24 protein-coding genes are annotated in these 24,709 nt (G+C 48.7%); 19 read left to right on the top strand and 5 right to left on the bottom strand.

The window, feature by feature from the left end; genetic code table 11:
• The first annotated feature begins 4 nt into the window (after window positions 1-4).
• From pufM to ICV32_RS07060, 4 genes are all read left to right on the top strand, one after another.
• A complete protein-coding gene (gene pufM, locus ICV32_RS07075; protein ID WP_215369550.1) occupies window positions 5-1,003 on the top strand; it encodes a photosynthetic reaction center subunit M in 999 nt (332 codons plus the stop codon).
• A 9-nt stretch (window positions 1,004-1,012) separates the two neighbouring features.
• Window positions 1,013-2,074 (top strand): photosynthetic reaction center cytochrome PufC, encoded by a 1,062-nt coding sequence (gene pufC, locus ICV32_RS07070; RefSeq protein WP_215369549.1) that lies wholly within the window; start codon window positions 1,013-1,015, stop codon window positions 2,072-2,074.
• Window positions 2,075-2,138: 64 nt separating this feature from the next.
• Window positions 2,139-3,668: a phytoene desaturase gene (locus ICV32_RS07065; protein WP_215369548.1), complete on the top strand. Its 1,530-nt coding sequence runs from the start codon at window positions 2,139-2,141 to the stop codon at window positions 3,666-3,668.
• A complete protein-coding gene (locus ICV32_RS07060) occupies window positions 3,665-4,732 on the top strand; it encodes a phytoene/squalene synthase family protein (RefSeq protein ID WP_215369546.1) in 1,068 nt (355 codons plus the stop codon). Before ICV32_RS07065 ends, ICV32_RS07060 begins: the two co-directional genes overlap by 4 nt.
• An 11-nt stretch (window positions 4,733-4,743) precedes the next feature.
• Here ICV32_RS07060 and ICV32_RS07055 read toward each other — a convergent pair whose 3' ends face one another.
• Genes ICV32_RS07055 through ICV32_RS07035 form a run of 5 tightly spaced genes read right to left on the bottom strand, consistent with a single transcriptional unit; the run spans window position 4,744 to window position 10,178 of the window.
• Window positions 4,744-5,586 carry a carotenoid 1,2-hydratase gene (locus ICV32_RS07055; protein WP_215369544.1) on the bottom strand — a complete coding sequence of 281 codons (843 nt, stop codon included), beginning with the start codon at window positions 5,584-5,586 and terminating at the stop codon, window positions 4,744-4,746.
• A 26-nt stretch (window positions 5,587-5,612) separates the two neighbouring features.
• Window positions 5,613-7,190 (bottom strand): 1-hydroxycarotenoid 3,4-desaturase CrtD, encoded by a 1,578-nt coding sequence (gene crtD / locus ICV32_RS07050; RefSeq protein WP_215369543.1) that lies wholly within the window; start codon window positions 7,188-7,190, stop codon window positions 5,613-5,615.
• The gene (locus ICV32_RS07045; protein WP_215369541.1) at window positions 7,153-7,818 is read right to left on the bottom strand and encodes a spheroidene monooxygenase; all 666 of its coding nucleotides are present in this window, start codon (window positions 7,816-7,818) and stop codon (window positions 7,153-7,155) included. The genes crtD and ICV32_RS07045 overlap by 38 nt, the downstream gene beginning before the upstream one ends.
• Before the next feature lie 22 nt (window positions 7,819-7,840).
• Window positions 7,841-9,256: a transcriptional regulator PpsR gene (gene ppsR, locus ICV32_RS07040; RefSeq protein ID WP_215369540.1), complete on the bottom strand. Its 1,416-nt coding sequence runs from the start codon at window positions 9,254-9,256 to the stop codon at window positions 7,841-7,843.
• A gap of 25 nt (window positions 9,257-9,281) precedes the next feature.
• Window positions 9,282-10,178, bottom strand: coding sequence for a B12-binding domain-containing protein (locus ICV32_RS07035; RefSeq protein ID WP_215369538.1), 897 nt, complete (start codon window positions 10,176-10,178; stop codon window positions 9,282-9,284).
• Window positions 10,179-10,462: 284 nt separating this feature from the next.
• On the opposite strand from ICV32_RS07035, the gene bchF reads away from it, so the two are divergent.
• Genes bchF through ICV32_RS06960 form a run of 15 tightly spaced genes read left to right on the top strand, consistent with a single transcriptional unit; the run spans window position 10,463 to window position 24,696 of the window.
• Complete coding sequence (gene bchF, locus ICV32_RS07030) at window positions 10,463-10,951, top strand: 2-vinyl bacteriochlorophyllide hydratase (RefSeq protein ID WP_215369537.1); 489 nt, start codon at window positions 10,463-10,465, stop codon at window positions 10,949-10,951.
• A complete protein-coding gene (locus ICV32_RS07025) occupies window positions 10,948-12,252 on the top strand; it encodes a ferredoxin:protochlorophyllide reductase (ATP-dependent) subunit N (RefSeq protein WP_215369535.1) in 1,305 nt (434 codons plus the stop codon). The genes bchF and ICV32_RS07025 overlap by 4 nt, the downstream gene beginning before the upstream one ends.
• Before the next feature lie 8 nt (window positions 12,253-12,260).
• Complete coding sequence (gene bchB, locus ICV32_RS07020) at window positions 12,261-13,859, top strand: ferredoxin:protochlorophyllide reductase (ATP-dependent) subunit B (protein WP_215369534.1); 1,599 nt, start codon at window positions 12,261-12,263, stop codon at window positions 13,857-13,859.
• Window positions 13,860-13,907: 48 nt separating this feature from the next.
• Window positions 13,908-14,783, top strand: coding sequence for a ferredoxin:protochlorophyllide reductase (ATP-dependent) iron-sulfur ATP-binding protein (gene bchL, locus ICV32_RS07015; protein ID WP_371817074.1), 876 nt, complete (start codon window positions 13,908-13,910; stop codon window positions 14,781-14,783).
• A gap of 13 nt (window positions 14,784-14,796) precedes the next feature.
• Window positions 14,797-15,495, top strand: coding sequence for a magnesium protoporphyrin IX methyltransferase (bchM, locus tag ICV32_RS07010; RefSeq protein WP_215369531.1), 699 nt, complete (start codon window positions 14,797-14,799; stop codon window positions 15,493-15,495).
• Window positions 15,496-15,503: 8 nt separating this feature from the next.
• Window positions 15,504-16,934 carry a BCD family MFS transporter gene (locus ICV32_RS07005; protein ID WP_251371829.1) on the top strand — a complete coding sequence of 477 codons (1,431 nt, stop codon included), beginning with the start codon at window positions 15,504-15,506 and terminating at the stop codon, window positions 16,932-16,934.
• A 26-nt stretch (window positions 16,935-16,960) separates the two neighbouring features.
• On the top strand, window positions 16,961-17,731 hold the full coding sequence (gene puhA, locus ICV32_RS07000) for a photosynthetic reaction center subunit H (RefSeq protein WP_215369529.1): 771 nt from the start codon (window positions 16,961-16,963) through the stop codon (window positions 17,729-17,731).
• Between the two features lie 5 nt (window positions 17,732-17,736).
• A complete protein-coding gene (gene puhB, locus ICV32_RS06995) occupies window positions 17,737-18,432 on the top strand; it encodes a photosynthetic complex putative assembly protein PuhB (RefSeq protein ID WP_215369527.1) in 696 nt (231 codons plus the stop codon).
• On the top strand, window positions 18,429-18,884 hold the full coding sequence (puhC, locus tag ICV32_RS06990; protein WP_215369526.1) for a photosynthetic complex assembly protein PuhC: 456 nt from the start codon (window positions 18,429-18,431) through the stop codon (window positions 18,882-18,884). Before puhB ends, puhC begins: the two co-directional genes overlap by 4 nt.
• 14 nt (window positions 18,885-18,898) lie before the next feature.
• The gene (acsF, locus tag ICV32_RS06985) at window positions 18,899-19,987 is read left to right on the top strand and encodes a magnesium-protoporphyrin IX monomethyl ester (oxidative) cyclase (protein WP_215369524.1); all 1,089 of its coding nucleotides are present in this window, start codon (window positions 18,899-18,901) and stop codon (window positions 19,985-19,987) included.
• 6 nt (window positions 19,988-19,993) lie between these two features.
• Complete coding sequence (gene puhE / locus ICV32_RS06980) at window positions 19,994-20,755, top strand: putative photosynthetic complex assembly protein PuhE (protein ID WP_215369523.1); 762 nt, start codon at window positions 19,994-19,996, stop codon at window positions 20,753-20,755.
• Window positions 20,731-21,645: a chlorophyll synthase ChlG gene (chlG, locus tag ICV32_RS06975; RefSeq protein ID WP_251371828.1), complete on the top strand. Its 915-nt coding sequence runs from the start codon at window positions 20,731-20,733 to the stop codon at window positions 21,643-21,645. Before puhE ends, chlG begins: the two co-directional genes overlap by 25 nt.
• Window positions 21,642-23,000, top strand: a complete 1,359-nt coding sequence (locus ICV32_RS06970; protein ID WP_215369522.1) for a BCD family MFS transporter — start codon at window positions 21,642-21,644, stop codon at window positions 22,998-23,000. The genes chlG and ICV32_RS06970 overlap by 4 nt, the downstream gene beginning before the upstream one ends.
• Window positions 22,997-24,202, top strand: a complete 1,206-nt coding sequence (locus ICV32_RS06965) for a geranylgeranyl diphosphate reductase (protein WP_215369521.1) — start codon at window positions 22,997-22,999, stop codon at window positions 24,200-24,202. Before ICV32_RS06970 ends, ICV32_RS06965 begins: the two co-directional genes overlap by 4 nt.
• Complete coding sequence (locus tag ICV32_RS06960; protein WP_215369520.1) at window positions 24,199-24,696, top strand: TspO/MBR family protein; 498 nt, start codon at window positions 24,199-24,201, stop codon at window positions 24,694-24,696. The genes ICV32_RS06965 and ICV32_RS06960 overlap by 4 nt, the downstream gene beginning before the upstream one ends.
• Window positions 24,697-24,709: the final 13 nt, after the last annotated feature.

Below are 24,709 nucleotides of genomic sequence, written 5' to 3'. Positions count from 1 at the left end.
CGATATGGACTATCAAAATTTATTCACTCAGGTTCAGGTTGTCGCTGAACCGCATCATGGCTCACCACTTAATCCCAGAAAGGATGAGCGTGAGCGTATTGGCAAACCATTTTTAGTCCATTTATTTGGACGTTTAGGCAATGCGCAGATTGGTCCTATTTATTTAGGAACGATTGGGATTGCATCCTTATTCTTTGGCATGATTGGCTTTCAGATTATTGGCTGGAACATGTTAGCCTCGGTGAACTGGGATCCCATCCAGTTTGTGCGCCAACTGTTTTGGTTATCGCTCGATCCACCGTTACCCAAGCATGGCTTGAGTTTAAATATGCCACTCGCTGAGGGTGGTTGGTGGATGATGGCTGGTGCATTCTTAACCGCATCGGTCTTGTTGTGGTGGTGGCGCACCTACCGACGCGCAGTTGCGCTTGGCATGGGTACGCATATCGCATGGGCCTTCCTCTCTGCAATTTGGTTGTTCCTGGTCTTGGGATTCTTTCGACCATTATTAGTTGGAAGTTGGAGTGAGGGCGTACCGTTTGGTATCTTCTCGCACCTCGATTGGACCGCTGCATTCTCTTTGCGTTACGGTAATTTGTTTTACAACCCATTCCATATGCTCTCGATTGCCTTCCTTTATGGATCAGCGCTGTTATTTGCAATGCATGGCGCAACCATCTTAGCGGTTGGTCGATATGGTGGTGAGCGCGAGATTGAACAAATTGTCGATCGCGGAACTGCATCGGAGCGTGCCGGACTATTTTGGAGATGGACCATGGGCTTTAATGCCACGATGGAGTCCATTCACCGTTGGGCCTGGTGGTTTGCCGTATTGGTACCACTGACAGGTGGAATCGGAATTTTATTAACGGGTACTGTGGTTGATAACTGGTACTTGTGGGCAGTCAAGCATGGGGTTGCACCAGCATACCCTGATGTGTATAGCATCCCCACAGTTGATCCAGCAGCGACATTCGTGCCACCTCCACCCGTCGCCAAATAAGGAGCAATCATGAACTCAATTCAACGCATATTGAGCATCGCTGCTCTCATCGGCAGTACGTTCGTTCTGACGGCGTGTGAGCGCCCACCCATCGAATCGGTACAGAATGGATTTCGGGGCACCGGTATGGCGATGGTTTACAACCCTCGTACCTTAGATGCGCAGGCCGAAAAGAATGCGGTCCCTGCAGGAATTCCTGCTGACCCTAATGGCCCCAAAGCAGGAGCCGTTTATAAGAACGTCAAGGTTTTAGGAAACCTGAGCGTTGCGCAATTTACGAATTTTATGGTGGCAATGACCAGTTGGGTTGCGCCTGAGCAGGGCTGCGCTTACTGCCATAACGTCGCGAATTTTGCAGAGGACGCCAATTACACAAAAATTGTCTCGCGCAAGATGATCCAGATGACCCAACGCATTAACGTTGAATGGAAATCACACGTCGCAGAGACTGGAGTGACCTGTTATACCTGCCACCGCGGTAACAATATTCCACAAAACGTTTGGTTTACCGATCCAGCCAAGCCGCAGGGCAGTGGATTCTTAAGCGGTAAGAATGGTCAAAATACGCCTTCCGCATCGGTTGGTGGGAGCGATTTACCCTATGACCCATTTACCCCATACTTATTAAAAGCGGAGAACATTCGTATGAATGGGCCCACCGCTTTACCGACAGGCAATAAGAACAGTATTCAGGATACCGAAAAGGTATTTGGCTTGATGGTGCATATGTCGACCTCGTTGGGAGTGAACTGCGCTTATTGCCACAATACCCGCTCGATGCCCGAGTGGTCACAAAGCCCTCCGCAGCGTATGACAGCTTGGTATGGCATTCGCATGGCACGTGATATCAATAACAATTACATGGTGCCCATCACCAATGTATTTCCGGCCCATCGATTGGGGCCTGAAGGGGATGTAGCGAAAGCGAATTGCGCAACCTGCCATCAGGGAGCTTATAAACCTCTTTATGGAGTTTCAATGCTTAAAGATTATCCATTCTTGACAGGCACGCCAGCACCACGCGTCGCTCCAAAGCCTGCTGAGAAGAGCAATACTGTCGCGATGAAGTAAGGAATGATGTAACCGGTACTTATGGCGTCCTTCGTGGCGCCATTTTTTTCTAAATTAGGAAGCCATGCTCAAACGAACCTACCTACCCAGTGATGACCGCCCGATTGCGGTGGTGATTGGGAGTGGTTTTGGTGGCTTAGCCGCAGCCATTCGGCTTTCTAACAAAGGGTATCGGGTTAAGGTATTCGAGAAGCTTGATAAGCCGGGTGGTCGAGCCTATGTGCATGAGCGCGATGGTTATACCTTTGATGCCGGACCGACCATCATTACCGCTCCTTTTTTACTCGAGGAGTTATGGGAGTTGTGTGGTGAGAAACTCGAAACCGATGTGGATCTGCGACTTATGGATCCGTTTTATCGAATTCGGTTTGACGATGGCAGTCATTTTGATTACACCGGTGATCTTAAGCGTATGCGTGATGAAGTTGCTAAATTCAGTCCGGCGGATTTACCTGGTTACGATCGCTTTCTAGCGGAGGCTGAGAAATGCTACCAATTGGGTTTTAAGGAACTTAGCAATGTCGCCTTTGACTCTCTAAGCGATTTATTCGAGGCCTTTCCATCCATGGTGAAAATGAAAGCCTGGGAGAGTATCTACACACTGGTTGCACGGCATTTAAAGAATGACAAGTTACGCCAGGTGATGAGTTTTCATCCATTATTAATTGGGGGAAACCCATTCTCGGTAACTGCGGTGTACTCGCTTATTAACTCCTTGGAGCGTAAACATGGCGTGTTCTCGGCCATGGGAGGCACAGGATCCTTAATTAGGGGATTGGTTCGCTTATTGGCTGATGTGGGGGTGGATGTGCAATGCAATCAGGAAGTGAAGCGCATCGAAGTACGTGATGGCAAAGCCGTTGGCATTACGTTGGCAGATGGTAATTTTGTGCCCGCGGATATCGTGGTCTCCAATGCGGATGCTGCCTGGACCTATCAGAAACTAATTGAACCACAGCATCGCAAAGTCTGGACCGATCAAAAGGTGGCGCGGAGTAAATATTCGATGAGTTTATTTGTTTGGTACTTTGGGACCAAGCAGCAATACCCGGATGTGCCTCATCACATGATCTTATTAGGTAAGCGCTATCGCGAGTTGCTGGAAGATATCTTCAAGCGTAAGGTGCTGGCAAAGGATTTCAGTCTATATCTGCACCGACCAACCGCGACCGACCCGAGTCTTGCGCCAGTTGGTCACGATACATTTTATGTGCTCTCACCTGTGCCGAATTTAGATAGTGGTACTAACTGGCAAGAGACTGCCGAGCCTTATCGACAAGCGATTGCAGAGTATCTGGATCAATCGGTATTGCCCGGTCTTGAAAAGCATGTCACTACCTCGTTTTGCACCACACCGCAGGATTTTCAGGATCGACTGTTGTCGGTCAAGGGTGCAGCCTTTGGTTTTGAACCACTCTTATTACAAAGCGCTTGGTTTAGACCCCATAACCGGAGTGAGGATGTCAAAGGACTTTATATGGTTGGCGCAGGTACCCATCCCGGCGCCGGAATACCTGGGGTTCTCTCATCAGCTAAGGCATTAATGTCGGTGGTTCCGCATCCGATTAATGTGGCTAAAGGGTATGCACAATGAATCGTAGCTCCAAGCGCTTTGATGAGGATCTCAATGAATGCGTAGAAACCATGCGTGATGGCTCAAAATCCTTCTTTGCTGCCTCACGCGTATTACCGAGTCGTGTGCGCGATCCCGCTACAGCTCTCTACGCGTTTTGCCGGATCACCGATGATATTGCTGATGCCGCAGACGCAACTGAGCAATCCATCATTACGCTTCAAGAGCGATTAGATGCCATTTATCTAGGTCAACCCATGGATGAAGCGGCAGATCGGGCTTTGGCAGAAGTCGTGCGTGCCTTTGATATTCCAAAAGAGTTACCACTCGCATTGATTGAGGGGTATGCCTGGGATACGCAATACCGAACTTACGAGACTTTTGATGAGTTACTCGATTACTGCTCACGAGTTGCAGGCACGGTTGGCGCCATGATGTGTTTGATTATGGGAAAACGTGAGCCAGAGACTGTCGCGCGCGCCTGTGAGCTGGGACTCGCTATGCAATTAACCAACATTGCTCGTGATGTCGGTGAAGATGCGATGAACGGCCGGATCTATTTACCGATTGAGTGGATGCGGGAAGAGGGGCTCGATCCCGATGAGTGGTTAGCAAACCCACAATTTAGTGAAGCAATTTCTCGCGTCGTGGCGAGGCTACTCAAAGCAGCTGACAAACTCTATACCCAAGCAGAGATTGGAATCAGTGACTTGCCGTGGGACTGCCGCCCAGCGATTGCTGCAGCACGTCTCATTTATGCGGAGATTGGTCGTGAGGTCGAGCGTCTAAACCTGGATTCTGTATCAGTTCGGGCCGTAGTTTCGAAGCAGCGCAAACTCGTCTTATTAACCCATGCAACATCGGCCATCATTGCGAAGTTCTCGATCCGACGCTTTAACCCAAAAGCGCATCCATCGGTTCAGTTCTTAATTGAGGCAGTGAATAAAACTCCGCACATCCGTCATTACGGTGGAACGATCCACGAGAGACTTACATGGGTTGTTGACCTGCTCGAGCGCGTTGAGGAGCGAAAGCGAGAGGCAGAAATGACCGTTGCAGATCGTTTTATTCAACCACTTCGTTAACCACGAATTAATTACCTCACCCTCGGCATCCGCCACGGCAACATAAACTGTACGGCCCAGGATGAGAGTCTTGGAACGTCTAGCGTCTCATGAAATGAGGTGACGCGCTCACCGAGTAGTTCGCTGCTAAGAACCGAGCGTGCATAAAATGGAGTGTCTTCCAGGGTTTCCAGTATTTTTAGTTGAGCATCCTTGGGGTTGCGCATTTGTCTCTGAATCCGCCAACCAGTTTTGGGGAGAGCTTGACGAGGAGGGGGTTCAAAGTACTCAATGCGACCATCGGGAGTAAAAATAAGCCCCAGCACCCGCTCCACTCCATTCTTTTGGCGCACATCGTAAATGACAGCGGTACGTTCACCACTTAATTGCGCGCGCGACCAGTCCCAATCTTTAAAGGGAATCGCAATCGGCTCATCCCCCTCATTGGAATCAAAATACGCATTCCCCTGCCACTTGATTTTGGGAGACTCTAGCTCAACTTCGATGCGCGCAGCAGGAGCTAAGGGTCCCCAACGATGCTTGTGTTGATCATCCAGATGGGTCGAGATATTAAATAATTGCTTTGGGTATAACTTAAAGTGGCCAACGACACGCTGACCAAAGGGAACGGCCCGCTCCACAAAATCAACCCGTAGATGATCACCATTCCAATGCAAACTACTAGGCCCAATGACAAACTCAGTTTGATTACGAGAAATACTCGCTGCACTTCGTTCGGTCATGGTCCAACGTTTATTACCAGGACTATAGATTGCTAAATTAATCGCACAGTGGTTCTCTGGGTTGACATGGGCATGGCGACGGCGCGCTAAAGCATAGTAGGGAGAGAACACGCTCCCTACAAACGCAATCATGACCAGACCATGCTGGCCATCATCACTTAAGGCATCGACGTACCACCAGAGATAAGCACCCGACCCGACCGCTTGGTCAAACCGAGGTGACCCATCAGGGTTGCGGCCGCCATACGACCCGATAGAGCTGCCATGGGTACTCCCGCTCCCGGATGTGCGCTGCCCCCCGCTAGATAAAGACCCGGTATTGCTGTTTGAGCTGCTGGCCGACGAAAGGTATCCATCCAGCCGTGATTGGCTTGGCCATAAAGAGCCCCACCCGTTGCTGGAAAGAGGCGATGAAAGTCCTGTGGCGTCGTGCGCGTCACCGTTGCATCCGCTAAGGAGAGATTGAGGCCACAATGTTCGACCAGGGAAAGGGATTTTTCTTGACATGATTCAATCTCAGATAAAGTAGGTTGTTGATGATCACCAGTGGCTGGCGCGTTGACTAAACACAAGAGTCGCTCTCCATCAGGATGCGAAATGTGGGTATCGGTTTGATCTTGGGCGCAAATATAGACCGTTGGCTTTTGTGGCAAACGCCTGCGGTAGAAAATATCCGTGAACTCACTATCGTAGTCTGAGTCAAAGAATACGTTGTGCCGAATTAAAGGAAAACCGTGTGGCTTTGCGTACATTGACCAGGTAATCGCAGAGAGCGACCGAGTATTTTGGGTAATTGGGGAAGCGTGACGATTGGCTTCACCCAACAAGCCAGTTTGCAGAGCCATCGCATCACCATTAAAGATGACCGCTTGCGTTTGAATGGTCTCACCACTACTCAAGCGCACTCCCGAGACCTTGCGATTATGTTGTGTGATCTCATCACAGTTCACTCCACAAATAAAGCGCACACCTTTGGCGCGCGCTAGATCAGTGAGTGCCTGCGTAATGGCAATCATGCCACCTTGCACAGCCCACACTCCTTGCATTTCCACATCGGCGATCAGCATCAAGGTTGCAGGCGCCTGAAAAGGTGAGGAGCCACAGTAGGTGGCATAGCGACCAAAGAGCTGATGCAAGCGGGGGTCTTTAAAGTAACGACCTAAACTCTTCCAAAGATCATTGAATAAACCAATCTCATAAAGCGCTTTCGAGCCAGTCGGTCCCAAATCGCTCATCATCCCCATCATGGAGGGGCGTTGCGATAACATGTATGGCTTCTCTAAGGCACGATAGAGTTTGCGCGTTTGTTCGCAAAACTCAATAAAGCGTCTAGCTTCCGCAGCACCGGCAAAATCCTCAATCGCTTTAGCAGATTCATCGCGATTGGCAAAAAGATCCAAGCGCTCGGATTTACTCCATGCATGACGAGCTAATATTTTTAAAGGTTCAATCTTCAACACATCGTCAAGTCGTGAGCCTGCGTTGGCAAAGATGCCATCAAAGACCCAACGCATGGTAAATACCGTTGGTCCAGAATCAACCCCATGACCAGCGCAGTTGATTTGCCGGATCTTGCCCCCAAGGTTTTGTTCTTTCTCAACCACGATGACCTCAAGACCTGCACAAGCAAGCTCAAGAGCGCTTACTAGGCCACCGATGCCCCCACCGATTACTACAACCGGTTGATTGCCAAGGGATTTAGGCAAGTCCTCTTCCTTTCCACGTCCCGGTTGCATCAAATGGTTGAAAACGGACAAACATCGATTCAGAAAAGTATTGCCCTTGCATTGCTGATTTGATCGCTGCCAAATGAGCACCAGAGCGAGCATACGCATCCATGGCGGCTTGCGATTCCCAGATCGTAAATGTGGCCTGTCGAAGGATTGGCGCCTCACCCACACCTGCAGAAATTAAGCAGCCATCGGTATGCAATAAATCGACTTCGGCAGGGGGCGCCTTGGTCCAAAACGAGACCGCTTTTGAGGGTTTAATCGATGCGCGCGTGAGCGAAGCAATGGGTCCCGAGCTTGGTGGCGCAATGGATTCACTTAATTGATGTCCAGACCATCGACCTTTGACGGAGTAGGCACGAAGTTTGACAGTAAATAGTTCAAGAGCATGTCTTTGATACCACTTGAGTAAAGGGGACTCGCAAATAAATGCATTTGCATGCTCTAAAGAATCAAAGAGACTAAATAGACCTTGATGAGTCCCACTCGGGCTCACAGAGAACCCCGCATTTTTGCCAGACCCCATGTGCTTTTGTAAGACTAAGCCTTTGGGTCGATAAGTACTAAATCGATTAAACATGAGCCGGGTAATACCAGCGAGTTTGGCTTGCGGTTGGATGCTAACCAAGCTCATGACCGCCACCTGTGATGACATCTTATTCCTCGATGTCGCTATCTTTGCTTTGATCGCTCAGATTGTATTTGCGTAATTTGATGTAGAGACTTTGCCGTGACAAGCCCAACATCTCAGAGGCCGAGACGCGATTACCACGCGTCAGATCGAGCGCAGCTTTAATGCAAAGCTGCTCAATCAGATCAGTGGTCTCATTAATAATTTCTTTTAGGGGTAAACGCCCAACCAGTTGCGTGAGTTCCTCGCTCGAACGGGTAATGGATTCATCAGGTTGAATTTTCGAGCGAATGCGTGAACCTACCTCGCGAATCGTAAATCCTAAACAGGAATGCGGGTAAGAGACTGATACAGCGGAGATCTCAACCGGATGCAGGGTACCAAAGGAATCGCGAATCGATGTCGCAAATAATTTAATCGACCCTTTTTCTTGAAGATTAGAGAGCATGACACGCAAATCAACACTCGAGCGTTCGAGCCAGCGCTCGAGGGGCTCATTTAAGATTTGATCGAGCTTATCCGCCATGACCAAGCGTAAGAACGCTTGATTGGCCGTTAATATTTTTCCTGCCGAATTCGTCACAATAAATCCATCGGGTGCATTTTCGAGGGCTTGAATGACTAGCGACTGGGCTCCAGCATCTTGACGATCAACAAATTCACCAGAGCGCTTAATTGTGATTAATAGTAGGGATTGATTTTCATTACGAAATGGCGCAGCAGATAAAAATGCTTCTTGACCATTGAGTAATTTGGTATTTAAATCAGCGGCGGTGCTGGTATAGGCAACCTTACTCAATAAAGATTGCGCCTGAATCCGATCACCCTTGGCGAAATAATCAATCAGGGAGCGGCCATTTAGTTTCTTGATGGACTCACTTAATAAATCAGCAGCACGTGGATTAGCTTCAACGATTTTGAAGGTGTTCGCATCAAGAACAAGTACGGCCTCCGAGGCCATTTCAAATAAAACCCGATAACGGGTTTCGAGTTGGCGTAAGCGGGTGTAATCCCGCTCAATCGCTTGCTGAGCATCGACTAAGCGTTGTTGTAAAAGAGAGATCTCGCGCAAATCCCTAGCGAGCGCAATGATTTGACCTGAACTGCCGATTTTTAGTGTTGCGCAGAGTAGGGGTAAATCACTCGCCCCCGGCATTGGAACATTAATTTGCCGAAAGCGTGAGAGCGATGATTCATTGGCATCTGTTAAAAGCGCCTGAATCTTCGGACGGCTCTCTACCGTGACCATATCAATCCAGGATTTACCAACCCAGTTTTCTAAATTGGGACTTCGTAGATCCGGATTACCAAAGGCAATACTCTGAATCACACCCGCTGAATTGAGCGTTAGTGAGATGTCTGCCGAGGCCTCGACGAGATTCGCAATCTCATCGGGGTTTAACTGCCCAAAAGTGTGGGCGGTGCTGGCAATATTGGTCACGGGCTTAATCTTTTATTGATTTTTCTTAAACACGCGATTTTAAGATATTCTCTGCGGCAATCACGGCATCTGGGGCGCTCAAGGTGCAGATATCAGCGTTGCACTGATTCATTAAATCCGGCTTGGCATTAAAGAGTGCACCTCCGGCCATAATCCCGATTTGCGAGTTGGCCGAACATTGACGGATTGCTTTGACTAATTCCTGCATAGCATCCCATTGCAGCTCATATGAAATCGAGATTCCGACAATATCAAATGCTTGCTCACGGCATAGCGAGAGGATTTCTTCGCTGGAGGGGTTGGCTACCGTTGTGACATTCCAGCCTGCTTGAATAAAGAATTCACTTAGCATCAAAACCCCCATAGTGTGTTGGGAGTGGGGCATTGCAAACAACAACGCTTTTCCTGAGAGGGTTTTGTGCTGATTTTCGATATTACGAAAATCGGGACTGAGTTCTTGCATGAGTCGCTGGACTCGACCAAGGGCAAGGGTCACTGTTGTAAAGCTTTGCTCATCCAGTTCCCAATAACAGCCTAAGCGCCTAGCGGCAGGGGCAATTAAGTCGAGATAAATTTCATTTAAATTTCGCCCCTCGAGGCGCAATGCTTGAATATAACCAAGGCAAATATCGTTGGTGCTATGGATGAGTAGTTCAGCGAAGTGTTTTACCTCATCGCTAGAGATTGTCGTTCCTCGATGGCCCGAATCGATCTCGGGACGATTTTGACCATGCTGCATGAGGAGGCGGGGAATAATTTGTGCCTCTATGGTTTTATGAAGCAAATTGGAGAGTTCATGGGACGTCGGCGCATGAACTTTTTTGGAAATTGGGGTGCTGGAGTATGAATTCTTGGGCCATGATCGGCGTTCCTTGCCTTCTTGTGATTGATTACCGTCTCTCGGTAGATTAAGTTGATCCACTGTTTACCCCTAAGCCGTTTGCTAATGTTGCGATGCAATATTTATTGCACTAAATGCACCTTTTTTCAGTGATTTCTCTTCAGAAAGTACTTAAAACAAAGGCTAATTTGGGCCAAAAACCTTCCTTTTTTGACCCGTTTCCATAAGGTTTACCACTAGGAGGCTAAACTGTCAAAATAATTTGACACTTATAAGGGTTTATTCCTAGATTTGTCTACATAAAAAAGCGTAAACTTGAGTTTACATATTTATATAGGAGCCAGGCTGCGTAAGGAAAAAAGCACATGGCAAGTCAAATTCACCCCCTTTATACACCCGAAGAACGAATCCGACGTGATCGCTCGAAATGGACATTGGTTCAGGGAATCTTGGCGCCAGTGCAATTTGTCATTTTCTTAGTGAGTCTGTATTTCGTGATTCGATTTTTAATCACGGGCCAGGGCGAGTTTGCCGCCAATGTCTCGATTGTGATCAAGACCTTAATTCTTTACACAATCATGATCACGGGTAGCATTTGGGAAAAAGAGGTGTTCGGCAAGTACCTTTTTGCCCCCGCTTTTTACTGGGAAGACGTATTTAGCATGCTGGTTTTAGCATTGCACACCGCTTACTTATTTGCCCTCGCATTCGGAATTTTGGAAGCACGCGCTTTAATGGCTCTGGCCTTGTCAGCCTACTTGGCGTATGTGATTAATGCTGCCCAGTTTTTGTGGAAGCTGCGTCAGGCACGCTTGCAAGAGTCAAGCCAACGAACAGAACAGGTGATGGCATGAATCGCGTCATTCCTTTGCAACCCACCAGTGATGGTTGCGATTCGGCAGACCGTGCAATCCTCAAAGAGCGTGGTCAACGCGAGGTGTTTTGTGGCCTGACCGGCATCATTTGGCTGCATCGCAAAATCCAGGATGCTTTTTTCTTAGTGGTTGGTTCGCGCACCTGCGCACACTTGGTGCAATCTGCGGCAGGTGTGATGATTTTTGCAGAGCCTCGTTTTGCTACGGCCATTATTGATGATCATGATTTGGCAGGCTTAGCTGATGCCAATGAGGAACTCGATCGGGTGGTCGATCAGCTCCTCACTCGCAGACCCGATATCAAGATGCTCTTCTTGGTTGGCTCATGCCCATCCGAGGTCATCAAATTGGATCTCTCACGCGCTGCTGAGCGATTAAGCAAAACATACACACCACGCGTACGAATCCTTAACTACTCGGGTAGTGGGATTGAAACGACCTTCACTCAAGGTGAGGATGCTTGCCTAGCGGCGCTTGCCAAAGAGATTCCGCAGCATGCAAAGCTGCATTCGACAGAAAGGGAAGTAGACCTCTTGATTGTTGGTTGCTTGGCCGATATTGTTGAGGATCAGTTCTCCCGAATCTTTAATGAGCTGGGGATTGAGTCGTATGCATTCTTTCCACCAAGACGATCGGGTGATATTCCGCGCCTTGGTCCGAATACCCGGTACTTGCTGGTACAACCCTTTTTAACGGATACCGCTCGTGTTCTTGATGATATGGGCGCCAAACGAATTCCAGCGCCATTCCCACTCGGTGTTGAAGGGACAGAGGCGTGGTTTGCTGCTGCAGCCAAAGTATTTGGAATTGATCCAAATCGTGTTGAGACAGTCATTGCACCGAAGCGTCAGCGTGCAAACCTAGCGCTCGAGCGCCAACGCCAAGTGCTCAACGGACGTTCAATCTTTTTCTTTCCAGACTCGCAATTAGAAATTCCGCTAGCTCGATTCTTGCACCGCGAACTGGGGATGCAGTTGACTGAAATCGGGATGCCTTATATCCATCGGCAACATCTAGCAGAGGAACTGGCCTTACTACCAACCGAAGTGAGCTTATCCGAAGGGCAGGATGTGGAGAAGCAATTGGATCGCTGTCGCAGTTACCGCCCCGATATGGTGGTTTGTGGCTTGGGTTTAGCAAATCCCCTTGAAGCTGAGGGAATGACAACCAAATGGTCAATTGAATTGGTATTCACACCGATTCAAGGGTTTGATCAGGCGGCTGATTTGGCTGAACTCTTTGCGCGGCCATTGGTGCGCAGAACCAAATTGGCAGCTTAGGAGAGGTCATGAAATTAACACTGTGGACTTACGAAGGACCTCCGCACATTGGCGCGATGCGCATTGCTACTGCGATGGAGGGAGTGCATTACGTCTTGCATGCACCGCAAGGTGATACCTATGCGGACTTGCTCTTTACCATGATTGAGCGTATGAACAAACGCCCACCGGTGACCTACACGACATTTCAGGCACGCGATCTTGGTGGCGATACAGCAGAGTTATTTAAGGATGCGGCGCGTTCTGCTTATGCACGCTTTAAGCCAGACCTACTCATGGTTGGTGCATCGTGTACCGCTGAACTGATTCAGGATGATCCAGGTGGATTAGCAGCAGCGTTGCAGTTATCGGTTCCGGTATTGCCTTTGGAATTACCCGCCTATCAAAAGAAAGAGAATTGGGGAGCAGCAGAAACTTTCTATCAAATGGTGCGTTTATTGGGTAAAGATTATGTTTTACCTCCAGGAGAAATACGCAAACCACGACCCGCTGGATTGCCACCAAGTTGCAATATCTTAGGACCAACCGCCTTGGGATTTCGGCATCGCGATGATTTGGTGGAAATTCGGAAGCTGCTGCGACAGATTGGTGTGCGAGTCAATGTTGTCGCACCCTTGGGTGCTAAACCTGAAGATATTTCACGCTTGCATGAGGCAGACTTTAACGTGGTGCTCTATCCCGAAGTGGCCAATAGTGCAGCCCAGTGGTTAAGTAAAAACTTTGGGCAACCCAGTACTAAAACTATCCCAATCGGATTTAATGCAACACGAGCTTTCATTGAGGAAGTATGTACGCTTGCACAAATCCATTGTGATATCGAAGAGCTTACTAAACGTTCGCGTGCTCGCTGGTATGCCTTATCGGTCGATTCAACCTATTTAACCAACAAACGCGTCTTTATCTTTGGTGATGCAACCCATGCAATTGCAGCTGCAAAAGTTGCATCGCAAGAAATGGGTTTTCAGGTAGTCGGCCTTGGTACTTATAGCCGAGAGTTGGCTAGGGAAGTGAGAGAAGCAGCCACTCAGTATGGTGTAGAGGCTTTAATCACGGACGATTACCTCGAGGTTGAGCAGCGTATTACCGAACTACAGCCTGAGTTGATCCTGGGTAGTCAGATGGAGCGCCATATTGCCAAACGTCTCAAGATTCCGTGTGCTGTGATCTCAGCACCAATCCATGTGCAAGACTTCCCTGCGCGTTACTCGCCACAAATGGGGTTTGAGGGAGCCAATGTTCTCTTTGATACCTGGGTTCATCCATTGATGATGGGCTTAGAAGAGCACTTGATCGGTATGTTCCGTGAAGACTTTGAGTTTCATGATGGTGCAGTGCCCTCACACTTAGGTCATGGGCATCAACGCACTTCAGCCAATGAGGCTAGTGTCGCCGCTGAGCCAACACCGATTGCTGAGATTGCAGTCGCCAACGGCGCCCCAGTAACAGAGAGTGTGTGGGAGCCAGAGGCACAAAAAGAGCTGAATAAGATCCCATTTTTTGTACGCGGTAAGGCAAAACGCAATACCGAGCGCTTTGCGATTGAGCGCGGTTTACCAACGATTTCTTTAGAAACTTTGTACGACGCAAAAGCCCATTTTGGACGCTAAGCGCACTGGAGCCATGTTATGAACGTAGTCAATATTCCCGTAAGTGAGATGAAACCACGGCGAGCGGACGGAGAGGGCAGTGTTCAAGTCCAACTTGACCCCAATTTAAAGATTGGGAAGGCAAAAGTCTTTGCGGTTTATGGCAAGGGCGGAATTGGTAAGAGCACCACCTCCTCAAATCTCTCGGTAGCGTTCTCTAAGTTAGGAAAGCGCGTGATTCAGATTGGCTGCGATCCAAAGCATGATTCCACCTTCACGCTCACCAAAAAATTGATGCCGACTGTGATTGATGTTTTGGAGAAGGTTGATTTTCATTCAGAAGAATTGCGCGTCGAGGACTTTGTCTACGAAGGCTATAACGGGGTTATGTGTGTTGAAGCCGGCGGCCCTCCTGCAGGAACAGGTTGTGGCGGCTATGTTGTTGGTCAAACTGTGAAATTACTCAAAGAACATCACTTGCTTGACGATACTGATGTCGTGATTTTTGATGTCTTGGGTGATGTAGTATGCGGTGGCTTTGCAGCACCCTTACAGCATGCGGATCGCGCACTCATCGTTACGGCTAATGATTTTGATTCGATCTTTGCGATGAATCGCATTGTGCAAGCGATTGGTGCCAAAGCTAAAAACTATAACGTGCGCTTAGGCGGCGTGATTGCCAATCGCAGTGCTGCTACGGATCAAATTGACAAGTTCAATGAAAAAGTAGGCCTCAAAACGATGGCGCATTTTCCAGATTTGGATGTGATCCGTCGCAGCCGCTTAAAGAAATCAACGCTCTTTGAGATGGAGCAATCGCCAGAGCTCGACAAAGTGCAGCAAGAGTATCTGCGTCTAGCAGCAGCCCTCTGGGCTGGCGCAGACCCTCTGCCAGCAGTTCCCATGAAAGACCGTGACATTTTTGATCTCTTGGGATTTGATTAATTAGGGTATTGGTATGCAAGAGCATTCGTATCTCGAAAAACGTAGTCAGTTGCAGCAGTACTTTGATCGGACTGCGTTTGATGCCTGGGCAAAATTAACCTCGACCGCACCAGTAAGCGGGATTCGCAAAACGGTGCGGGCGGGGCGTGATGAGATGCGTAAAGTCCTACTTAGTTATTTACCAGCCGACTTGCATGGACAGCGGGTTTTGGATGCGGGTTGTGGTACGGGTGCGCTAGCTGTCGAATTGGCTAAGCGCGGTGCGCAGGTGATGGCCACCGATATTTCACCGACCTTGATTGACTTGGCACGCGAACGCTTACCGACCGACTTGGGTCGGGGGTCAATTGAGTTCTTTGCTGGGGACATGTTAGACCCCTCTTTGGGTAATTTTGATCACGTGGTTTGTATGGACTCGATGATTCATTACCACCGCCGCGATATTACCAAGGCGCTTGCTGGTTTAGCGCAGCGAACTAGTCAACGAATCGCATTTACTTTTGCACCGAAGAACCCATTTTTATCCACCATGATTACCGTAGGACGTTTATTTCCTCGCGGTGATCGGGCACCCTTTATTGAACCGGTTGCTGAACAAACCCTGGCAAAGATGATCAGCCAAGAAACCGATTTAAGTGCTTGGAAAATTGATGCGACCCAAAAAATTGCGCGCGGTTTTTATATTTCGCAAGCGATGGTGCTAACCCGATGATGCGCACGATGAACCTTAATCTTTTCTCAGCCTGGCGTCGGATCTCGCCACGGCTCATGCCATTTTCTGATGTGGCAACGAAAGACCTGCCTTTAAGTAAATGGTTACGTTTGGCATTGTTCCAAGTATCCGTTGGGATGGCGACGGTAATGCTGATTGGCACCCTCAATCGCGTGATGATCGTTGAGATGGGAGTGCCCGCAAGTCTCGTCGCGCTAATGGTAGCGCTCCCGTTATTGTTTTCACCATTTCGTGCACTGGTGGGATTTAAAAGTGATCACCACCGCTCGTTTTTGGGTTGGAAGCGTGTTCCATATATTTGGTTGGGGAGTTGGTTGCAGTTTGGTGGTCTTGCCATCATGCCATTCTCTCTAATTTTATTGTCTGGTGATTCCAACTGGCCTCACTGGTTTAGTTATATTGCTGCAGCACTGGCATTCCTATTGGTTGGTGCGGGTATGCAAATTACCCAAACTGCGGGCTTGGCTCTCGCATCGGATTTGGCAACCCCAGCATCCCGCCCACGGGTTGTGGCTCTTATGTATGTGATGTTCCTGATCGGTATGGTCTTCAGTAGCGTTTTATTTGGACTATTGCTTAGTAACTTCTCACCACTGCGTTTGATTCAGGTGGTGCAGGGCGCTGCTGCGCTGACGATGGTGCTAAATCTGATGGCACTCTGGAAACAAGAGGCGCGCCAACCGAAGACGAAGGAGCAACTCAGTCAAGAGCCAATCACTCGCTTTAAAGAATCTTGGAATCAATTTGCCAAGCAAGACAAGGTTATTCGTTTCTTGATTGCTTTAGGGATGGGAACTGCAGCCTTTAGCATGCAAGACATCATTTTGGAGCCTTATGGGGCCGAGGTGCTTCACTTGTCGGTCAGTGCTACAACCTTGTTAACCGGCTTGACCTCAATCGGAGCCTTATTGGCATTTATGTTGGCGGCTAAGGTCCTAAATCGTCAAATTGATTCGCATCGCTTAGCTGCGGTCGGGGCTCTGTGTGGGATCTTCGCCTTTACCTGTGTGATCTTTTCAGAGCCATTGCTCGCACCTAATTTATTCCGAGTCGGCGCATTCTTGATTGGTTTTGGTGGCGGATTGTTTGCTGTTAGCACCTTAGCAACTGCGATGAGTTTTGATTCCTTAGGAATGAATGGTCTCGTGATCGGTGCCTGGGGTGCGGTGAGTGCGAGCGCAGCTGGATTGGCTATTGGACTTGGTGGAGTGATTCGGGATGTGGTTTCCAGCTTAGCCGTATCGGGATCGCTTGGATCCGTTTTGGTTTCACCAGGAACGGGATATAGCTTTGTCTATCACATTGAATTGTTTTTGTTGTTTGCAACCTTGGTTGCGATTGGTCCTTTGGTCATGATGAAGCATCCAAAGCCAACGCAGTCGGATTCGAAGTTTGGATTAGCGGAGTTTCCAAGCTAATTCATTGTTAAAGAGGGGAGTACGTTATGGGAACTGGAGCAATTACACAATACGTGGATGTCGCGCAACTAGCCTTGTATGCATTTTGGGTTTTCTTTGCCATCCTCATTTATTACCTCACCATTGAGAGTAAACGCGAGGGATTTCCTCTGGAATACGATCAAGCGGGCAAGGTGCGTCGTGCTGAGGGCATTGCTGCAATGCCTAAGCCAAAAACCTTCAAAACCCAATTCGGTGGCGATGTTACGGTGCCCCGTGATGAGCCCTTAGAGCGTTTGGCTGCGCGACCAGCGAATGGGATGAATGGTGCACCGATTGAGCCAACTGGCAATCCAATGCTCGATGGTATTGGTCCTGGTGCGTATGCCAATCGTGCCGATGTACCCGATCATATGCCAGAAGGTGGCCCGCGTATTGTTCCAATGCGCTTATTGAGTGACTTTAGTGTAGCCAGACAAGACATTGATCCTCGTGGCCTTAATGTGGTGGGTGCCGATGGGGTGCGCGGTGGAACCATTAAAGAGATTTGGGTCGATCGCCTCGAGATGATGATTCGGTATTTGGAGCTCGAGACCACGCCAGAAGCAGGCGCTCGTCGCGTGCTGTTGCCCATGAACTTTGCCCGTGTAGGTCGTAATCAGGTTTCTGTGAAAGCGGTATTGGGCAAACATTTTGCAAAAGTTCCGGCGACGAAGAGCATGGAGCAAATTACCTTGCTCGAAGAGGAAAAAATCATGGCGTACTTTGGGGCGGGCACTTTATATGCCACTCCTGAGCGCAGTGAGCCATTGGTGTAATTGCAATGAGTACGATCTACCAATCCCCAGAGCACGAGTTCGAGGCACAGCCCGGATTGCCTGAGCCTTTGCCTCAGAACGAGCGCATTCTGTGGCAAGGAAAGCCAGACCTCAAATCGTTTGCACTTCATGCAGCGCATTTGCAATGGTTCGCACTGTACTTTTCTGCCATGGTTGTTCTAAAGGCAATTGCCATTAGCCGATCTGCAGGCGGCTGGGTTGAGGAATGGCCAGGCTTTGCTTGGGCTTTGGGATTATCACTTTGCGCGTTGGTGATGTTGGCCTTACTGACCTATTGGTCCGTGAATGCAACGATGTATACCTTAACCAATCGGCGTTTGGTCATGCGCATTGGGATTGTGCTGACGATTACATTTAATTTACCCCTCAAACGTTTAGCACAAGCGGGTGTTCATATTTATCCTGACGGTAGTGCGGATATCCCCATCAAGCTCAATGCCGATGACAAAATCCCGTTCTTGCATCTGTGGCCACATGCCCGCGCTTGGAAGTTGGCCCACCCCGAGCCAATGTTGCGATGCGTGCCAGACGGCGCTAAGGTAGCTAAGTTATTTGCAGATACTTGGGCGACGATGAATCAGGTTGAACTTCGCTCTCAGCCCATCGGTCAGTCCGAGTCACCAATTAGCGCCTATGGGCAGGGTATGGCTATTGCAAAGGTTTCTCAATCACGCTCATGAACCGTTCACCATCGCCCTTAATGACTAAAACAAGTGTTCTCGCACTCGCACTTGGAGCGCTTGTTGTATTCGCTACTTGGGTAACGCAGCAGTCCAAACAGATGGTGCGGTATCCCGATGCGCCCGCAGCACTCATCAAACAATTGCGGTTTGAAGATCGTACTGATGGGTCGATTGCGGTCGTTGATTATCAAACGAAGCAGCAAGTCGATGTGATTACTGGAGAGGCAGGCTTTGTGCGCGGGGCTTTAAGAACCCTAGCGCAAGAGCGCAAGCGTCGCGAAATCGGAAGCGAGCCTCCTTTTGAGCTAATTGCCCGTCAAGATGGGCGCTTGACCCTTGCCGATCCCAGTACAGGACGCATGATTGATTTGGAGTCCTTTGGGGTTATTAATTCGCAGCATTTTGCACGCCTTCTTCGGACGGATGCAAATCAAATCCAACAACGTTGATATTGGAGAAATACATGGAGTCCGCAGAAAGCCTATTACGAGATCAAATTCCGGTGGCCCCGCAAATTAATGATTCAACCAAGAAGGCATTGCAAGATGCGATGTTGAGTCCGCGGTTTTACACCACTGACTTTACCGAAGTGGATCGCACCAACATTGATGCATTGCGCTCGGAATGGAATGTTCTGATGGCTGAGTTTGCAGCAGATATTAATTCGGATCATTTTCAGCGACCCGCCGATATGAGTAAGAACTATTCCAATGTGGATCCCGAACTCTATGACGAGTTTGTTGATTTCTTGATTAGCTCAATTACATCAGAGTTTTCAGGATGTATTTTGTATGCTGAAATCAAGCGCAAGGTCAAAAATGAGGATATGAAGTTGCTCTATGGCTATATGGCTCGTGACGAGTCGCGCCATGCGGGCTTTATTAATCAGTGGCTCAAGGATTTTGATATTGGGATTGATCTCGGATTTTTGGCAAAGGCAAAAAAATACACGTATTTCAAGCCAAAATTTATTTACTATGCAACCTATCTCTCCGAGAAAATTGGATACGCTAGGTACATCACGATCTTTCGTGAGCTTGAGAAAAAACCAGAGCTGCGTTTTCATCCGATCTTCTTGTGGTTTGAGAGGTGGTGCAATGATGAGTTTCGTCACGGCGAAGCCTTTGCATTAATCATGCGTGCAAATCCCCATTTATTAACGGGGCTTAATAAATACTGGATTCGGTTCTTCTGCTTAGCGGTCTATAGCACGATGTATGTTCGTGATCATTCAAGACCACAGTTGTATAAAGCCATGCAGATCTCACCGACCGACTATGACAAAAAAGTCTTGCGAATTACCAATGAGATTACCAAACAGGTATTCCCCATCACCTTGAACTTGGATGACCCTCGGTTTTACGAGTGCATGAACCAAATGTTGGCCTTATTCCAAAAAATGGATGTTTATAAGGCACGTGGAGGGCTTTTAGCAAAAGTCATGGTGCCACTCCTGGGCATTCGTGCTGGTTTGGTCTTTGCGCGCGCTTATTTCTTACCCGTACACAATCATGAGTTACCCCGTAATGTTCGCTTGGTTCCTAGCTGGTAATGAACGATGAGCGTAAGTAGCTTTCTCTTTCCCATGCTGTACACCATCTTTTTATGGTGGTTTGGGACTGGCATTATTTTGCTACTCAACCAACGCCCACGCTCGACCCATCAGGCAACTTTTTGGATGAGCGGTATGGTTTTACTGTTTGCCTTGGTTGGGTTAAAAACCAGCGCTAATTTAAATACGGTCGCTGGAGCATATTGCGGATTTACTTGTGCTTTATTAGTCTGGGCTTGGCAAGAAATTGGATTTCTATTGGGGTATGTAACAGGTTCGCGTCGCACTCCATGCCCCCCGGATTGCAGGGGTGTGCGTAAAGCGTTTTATGCCTTTCAAACGATTTTTCATCACGAATTAGCCCTGATCGTTCTCGGAATTGCTGTAGCAATTGCAACCTGGGGTGGTAGTAATTTAGTTGGGTTATGGACCTTTCTCATCCTCTGGGCGATGCGGCAAAGCGCCAAACTCAATGTGTTCTTGGGAGTCTTGAATCTCAATGAGAAGTTCTTGCCCGTGCATCTTCAATACATGCATAGTTACTTCACCAAGCGAGCGATGAACCCCTTGTTACCGATTTCGATTCTTTTGGCGTGTTTGGCGGCATTGCCTCTTTGGCAGCACGCATTTGCTGCGAATGCCAATGCGTATCAAATTGCGTCGTCGACCATTTTGGCGACTTTACTATCGCTTGCGATTCTCGAGCACATCATGATGGTCTTACCATTTTCAACGGACGGATTATGGAAATGGGGACTTCGGTCTTAAACCAATCTTCTCAACGGTCCTGGCCAACTCCATTGGTAATCCTGGAGTTGCTCAAGCCCATCACATGGTTTCCTCCCATGTGGGCATTTGCTTGTGGTGTCATTGCAACCGGTATTGCGATCACCGAGCGTTGGCAAGTTTTATTGGCGGGCGTGCTGTTAGCTGGGCCGATGGTGTGCGCAACCAGTCAGGCAATTAATGACTGGTTTGATCGGCATGTCGATGCGATTAATGAGCCCAATCGTCCGATTCCGTCAGGGCGCATGCCGGGACGCTGGGGCCTATACATTGCCATTCTTTGGACCGGTTTATCGCTGCTCGTGGGTTGGTGGATTAGCCCCTGGGCATTTGTTGCAACCTTGATTGGTCTATTCCTAGCCTGGGCATATAGCGCACCACCGTTACGCCTCAAACAAAATGGCTGGTGGGGGAATGCAGCTTGCGGATTATCGTATGAAGGTCTTGCTTGGTTTACTGGTTCCGCTGTGATGCTAGGGGATGCATTTCCGTCGGTGGCATCCATCATCTTGGCTTTACTCTATAGCATTGGTGCGCACGGCATTATGACCTTGAACGACTTTAAAGCAATTGAGGGCGATCGCCAAATGGGCGTGCGTTCATTACCCGTGCAATTGGGTATTAACGGAGCGGCTTGGAATGCCTGCTTGATGATGATTGTTCCGCAATACCTTGTTGTTGGATTCTTGTACTGGCATGGCAGCTCATTTCATGCATTAGCGATTCTGGTCTTAATCATTGCGCAATTATTGATGATGAAGTACTTCCTAGAGGACCCGGTAAAGCGCGCATTATTCCTAAGTGGTTTTGGTGTCCCATTATTTGTAAGTGGCATGATGATTAGTGCCTTTGCTGTGGGTCGATCAGCATGACTCAACATTTCACTACCCTCAATTGGTTTGGGATTGCTCGTTTAGGACTTGTACAAGCCTCCTTAGGTGCAGTCGTGGTACTGACCACATCGGTTTTGAATCGCGTGATGGTGATTGAGCTTGCACTTCCTGCATTACTACCCGGTTTATTGGTAGCGATGCATTATTTAGTGCAATTTATTCGACCCCGGATGGGCTTTGGATCGGATCGCAGTGGCCGTTCAACGCCCTGGATTCAGGGTGGAATGTTAGTTCTGGCCAGTGGTGGCGTGTTGGCAGCGGGTGCGGTGGCTTTGATGAGTCGCGATGTAAGCTCGGGTATCGGCCTCGCTTTTATTGCTTTCATGATGATTGGTTTAGGAGTGAGCGCAAGTGGTACGGCTTTACTAGTGCTCCTAGCAAAACGCGTAGATGAAAAGCGTAAGGCCGCCGCTGCAAGTTGCGTCTGGCTCATGATGATCTTTGGCTTTGCGATGACAGCGGGTATTAGCGGAAAACTACTCGACCCATTTTCCTTTGAGCGCCTCATCATGGTCTCACTGGGTGTGTCGTGCATCGCACTTGCGATTAGCTTTATTGCACTGCATGGACTTGAACCTAAATCCCTTGCACAAACCGCACAGAACGCCAATGAGCCCAAATTGCGATTTAAAGAAGCCTTAGCCGAAGTATGGCAAGAGTCACGTGTACAGCGTTTTACCGTGTTCGTCTTTATCTCGATGTTGGCGTATAGCTCACAAGATCTAATCTTGGAACCTTTTGCAGGTACTGCGTTTGGTTTAACCCCTGGAGAGACAACGAGCCTATCTGGCCTTCAACATGCTGGAGTACTTTGCGGCATGCTGCTGTGTGGGTTTATCACGAGCAGAAGTAAGAATCCAAATTTATCGTCACTGCGGATATGGACGGTTGGAGGCTGTATTGCCTCATCACTCGCCATGCTGAGTTTGGTGATGTCTGGATTGGTGGGTCCTGGTTGGCCATTCTTTAGTACCGTATTTATATTAGGAGTATCGAACGGCGCGTTTTCGATCGCAGCGATTGGTTCGATGATGCAATTTGCTGGTATGGGCAAGGAGCGTCGCGAAGGTGTCCGTATGGGCGTTTGGGGAGCAGCCCAAGCAATTGCTTTTGGACTGGGTGGTATTTTAGGAACGGGGGCGAGCGATCTCGCGCGTTATATATTAGGTGACCCAGTAACCGCTTATGCAAGCGTCTTCTTTGTTGAGGCCATTTTATTTATGGCTGCTGCCATTCTGTCGTTTTATATCCGACCCAATGAACGTATTACCAAAACCCAACCGGTTGAGTCATCAATCCCTCGCCCGTTTATTTCCCATGGAGGATCATCATGAGTACCCTAGAAACCTTTGATGCAGTGGTCGTTGGCGGCGGGCCCGCAGGGGCAACCGCAGCTGGTGATCTTGCCAAAATGGGACATACCGTTTTATTGCTCGATCGCGCGGGCCGCATTAAACCCTGTGGCGGTGCAATTCCACCCCGTCTGATTAAAGACTTTGGGATCCCCGACGAGCTATTGGTCGCTAAAGCCCGTTCAGCCCGTATGATCTCACCTAAAAATAATCAAGTCGACATCCCAATTGATGGTGGTTTTGTGGGAATGGTCGATCGTGATCAGTTTGATGAATGGCTTCGTGTTCGTGCAGCCAATGATGGCGCCACACGTCGCACCGGTATTTTTGAGAAGATCACACGCGACACTGATGGTACGGCCATTGTTCACTATCGAGTTCACTCCGCCAATCGATCAGAGCCGGAGAAGACTGGGGCGGTTCGTGCGAAGACCATTATTGGTGCTGATGGCGCCAAATCGGGTGTAGGGCGCCAGGCAATCCCTGGGGCCAAAGATGTCGATTACGTATTTGCTTATCACGAGATTGTTCGGGTTCCCGAGGCACCGCCACAAGGTTATGATGGCTCGCGTTGTGATGTGTTTTATCAAGGTACACTATCGCCCGATTTCTACGGTTGGATCTTTCCGCATGGCAATACCATGAGTATTGGAACGGGTAGTGCAGATAAAGGATTTTCATTGCGTAGCGCCGTAGGCCAACTCAAGAAACTAACTAATTTAGAAAATACCGAGTTGCTACGCCACGAAGGCGCACCATTACCAATGAAGCCACTTAAAAAATGGGATAACAATCGGGATGTCATTTTGGCGGGGGATGCTGCCGGGGTCGTTGCTCCCGCTTCGGGCGAGGGGATTTATTACGCGATGGTGGGGGGTCGATTAGCGGCTGAGTCGGTGCATGAGTTATTAGTAACCGGAAATGTCAAGGCCTTAGCCCAAGCACGCAAGCGCTTCATGAAAGAGCACGGTACAGTATTTCTGGTTCTGGGGATCATGCAACGCTTTTGGTATGGAAACGATAAGCGTCGCGAGCGTTTTGTCAAAATGTGCGAAGATAAAGATGTACAACGTTTAACCTTTGAATCGTACATGCATAAGAAATTAGTTCGTAAAGATCCGATGGCTCATATTAAAATTTTCTTTAAAGATATGGCTCACCTTTTGGGCATGGCCAAGGTATGAGTGCGGAGTGGTTTGCGCACTATAAGCCAATTATTTTTGCTGTTGTTTGGGGTTTAGTGCTCGCACTGGCTGGAGCATGGGCCACCGATATTGGTGAGTGGTACAAGAGTCTGCAACAACCCCCCTGGAAACCACCCGATTGGGTGTTTGGGCCAATGTGGACAGTCATCTTTATTCTTGCGGGCGTTGCTTTTGTAATGGCTTACCATCGAGCCCCCAATCAAGAAACCATCCGGATGTTGGTCATTCTCTTCATTGTGAATGGTTTATTTAATTTCATTTGGAGCGTTTTGTATTTTCGGATGCAAAGACCCGACTGGGCGCTGATTGAGGCGGTTGGATTATGGCTCTCGGTATTAGCGATCGTACTCGCTACGCGTTCGTATTCACCCATCTCAAGCTTCTTGATGCTGCCATACCTCGCTTGGGTATCGGTGGCCATGTTGCTTAACTGGACCACGATTCAATTAAACGGCCCATTTGGTCGGGGCTAATAAAAAAGCCAAG

The sequence above is a fragment of the Polynucleobacter sp. MWH-UH24A genome (genome assembly GCF_018687475.1).
Lineage (GTDB): Bacteria > Pseudomonadota > Gammaproteobacteria > Burkholderiales > Burkholderiaceae > Polynucleobacter.
Note: the sequence above shows the minus strand (reverse complement) of the source record. Positions and strands in the feature narration are given on the sequence as shown.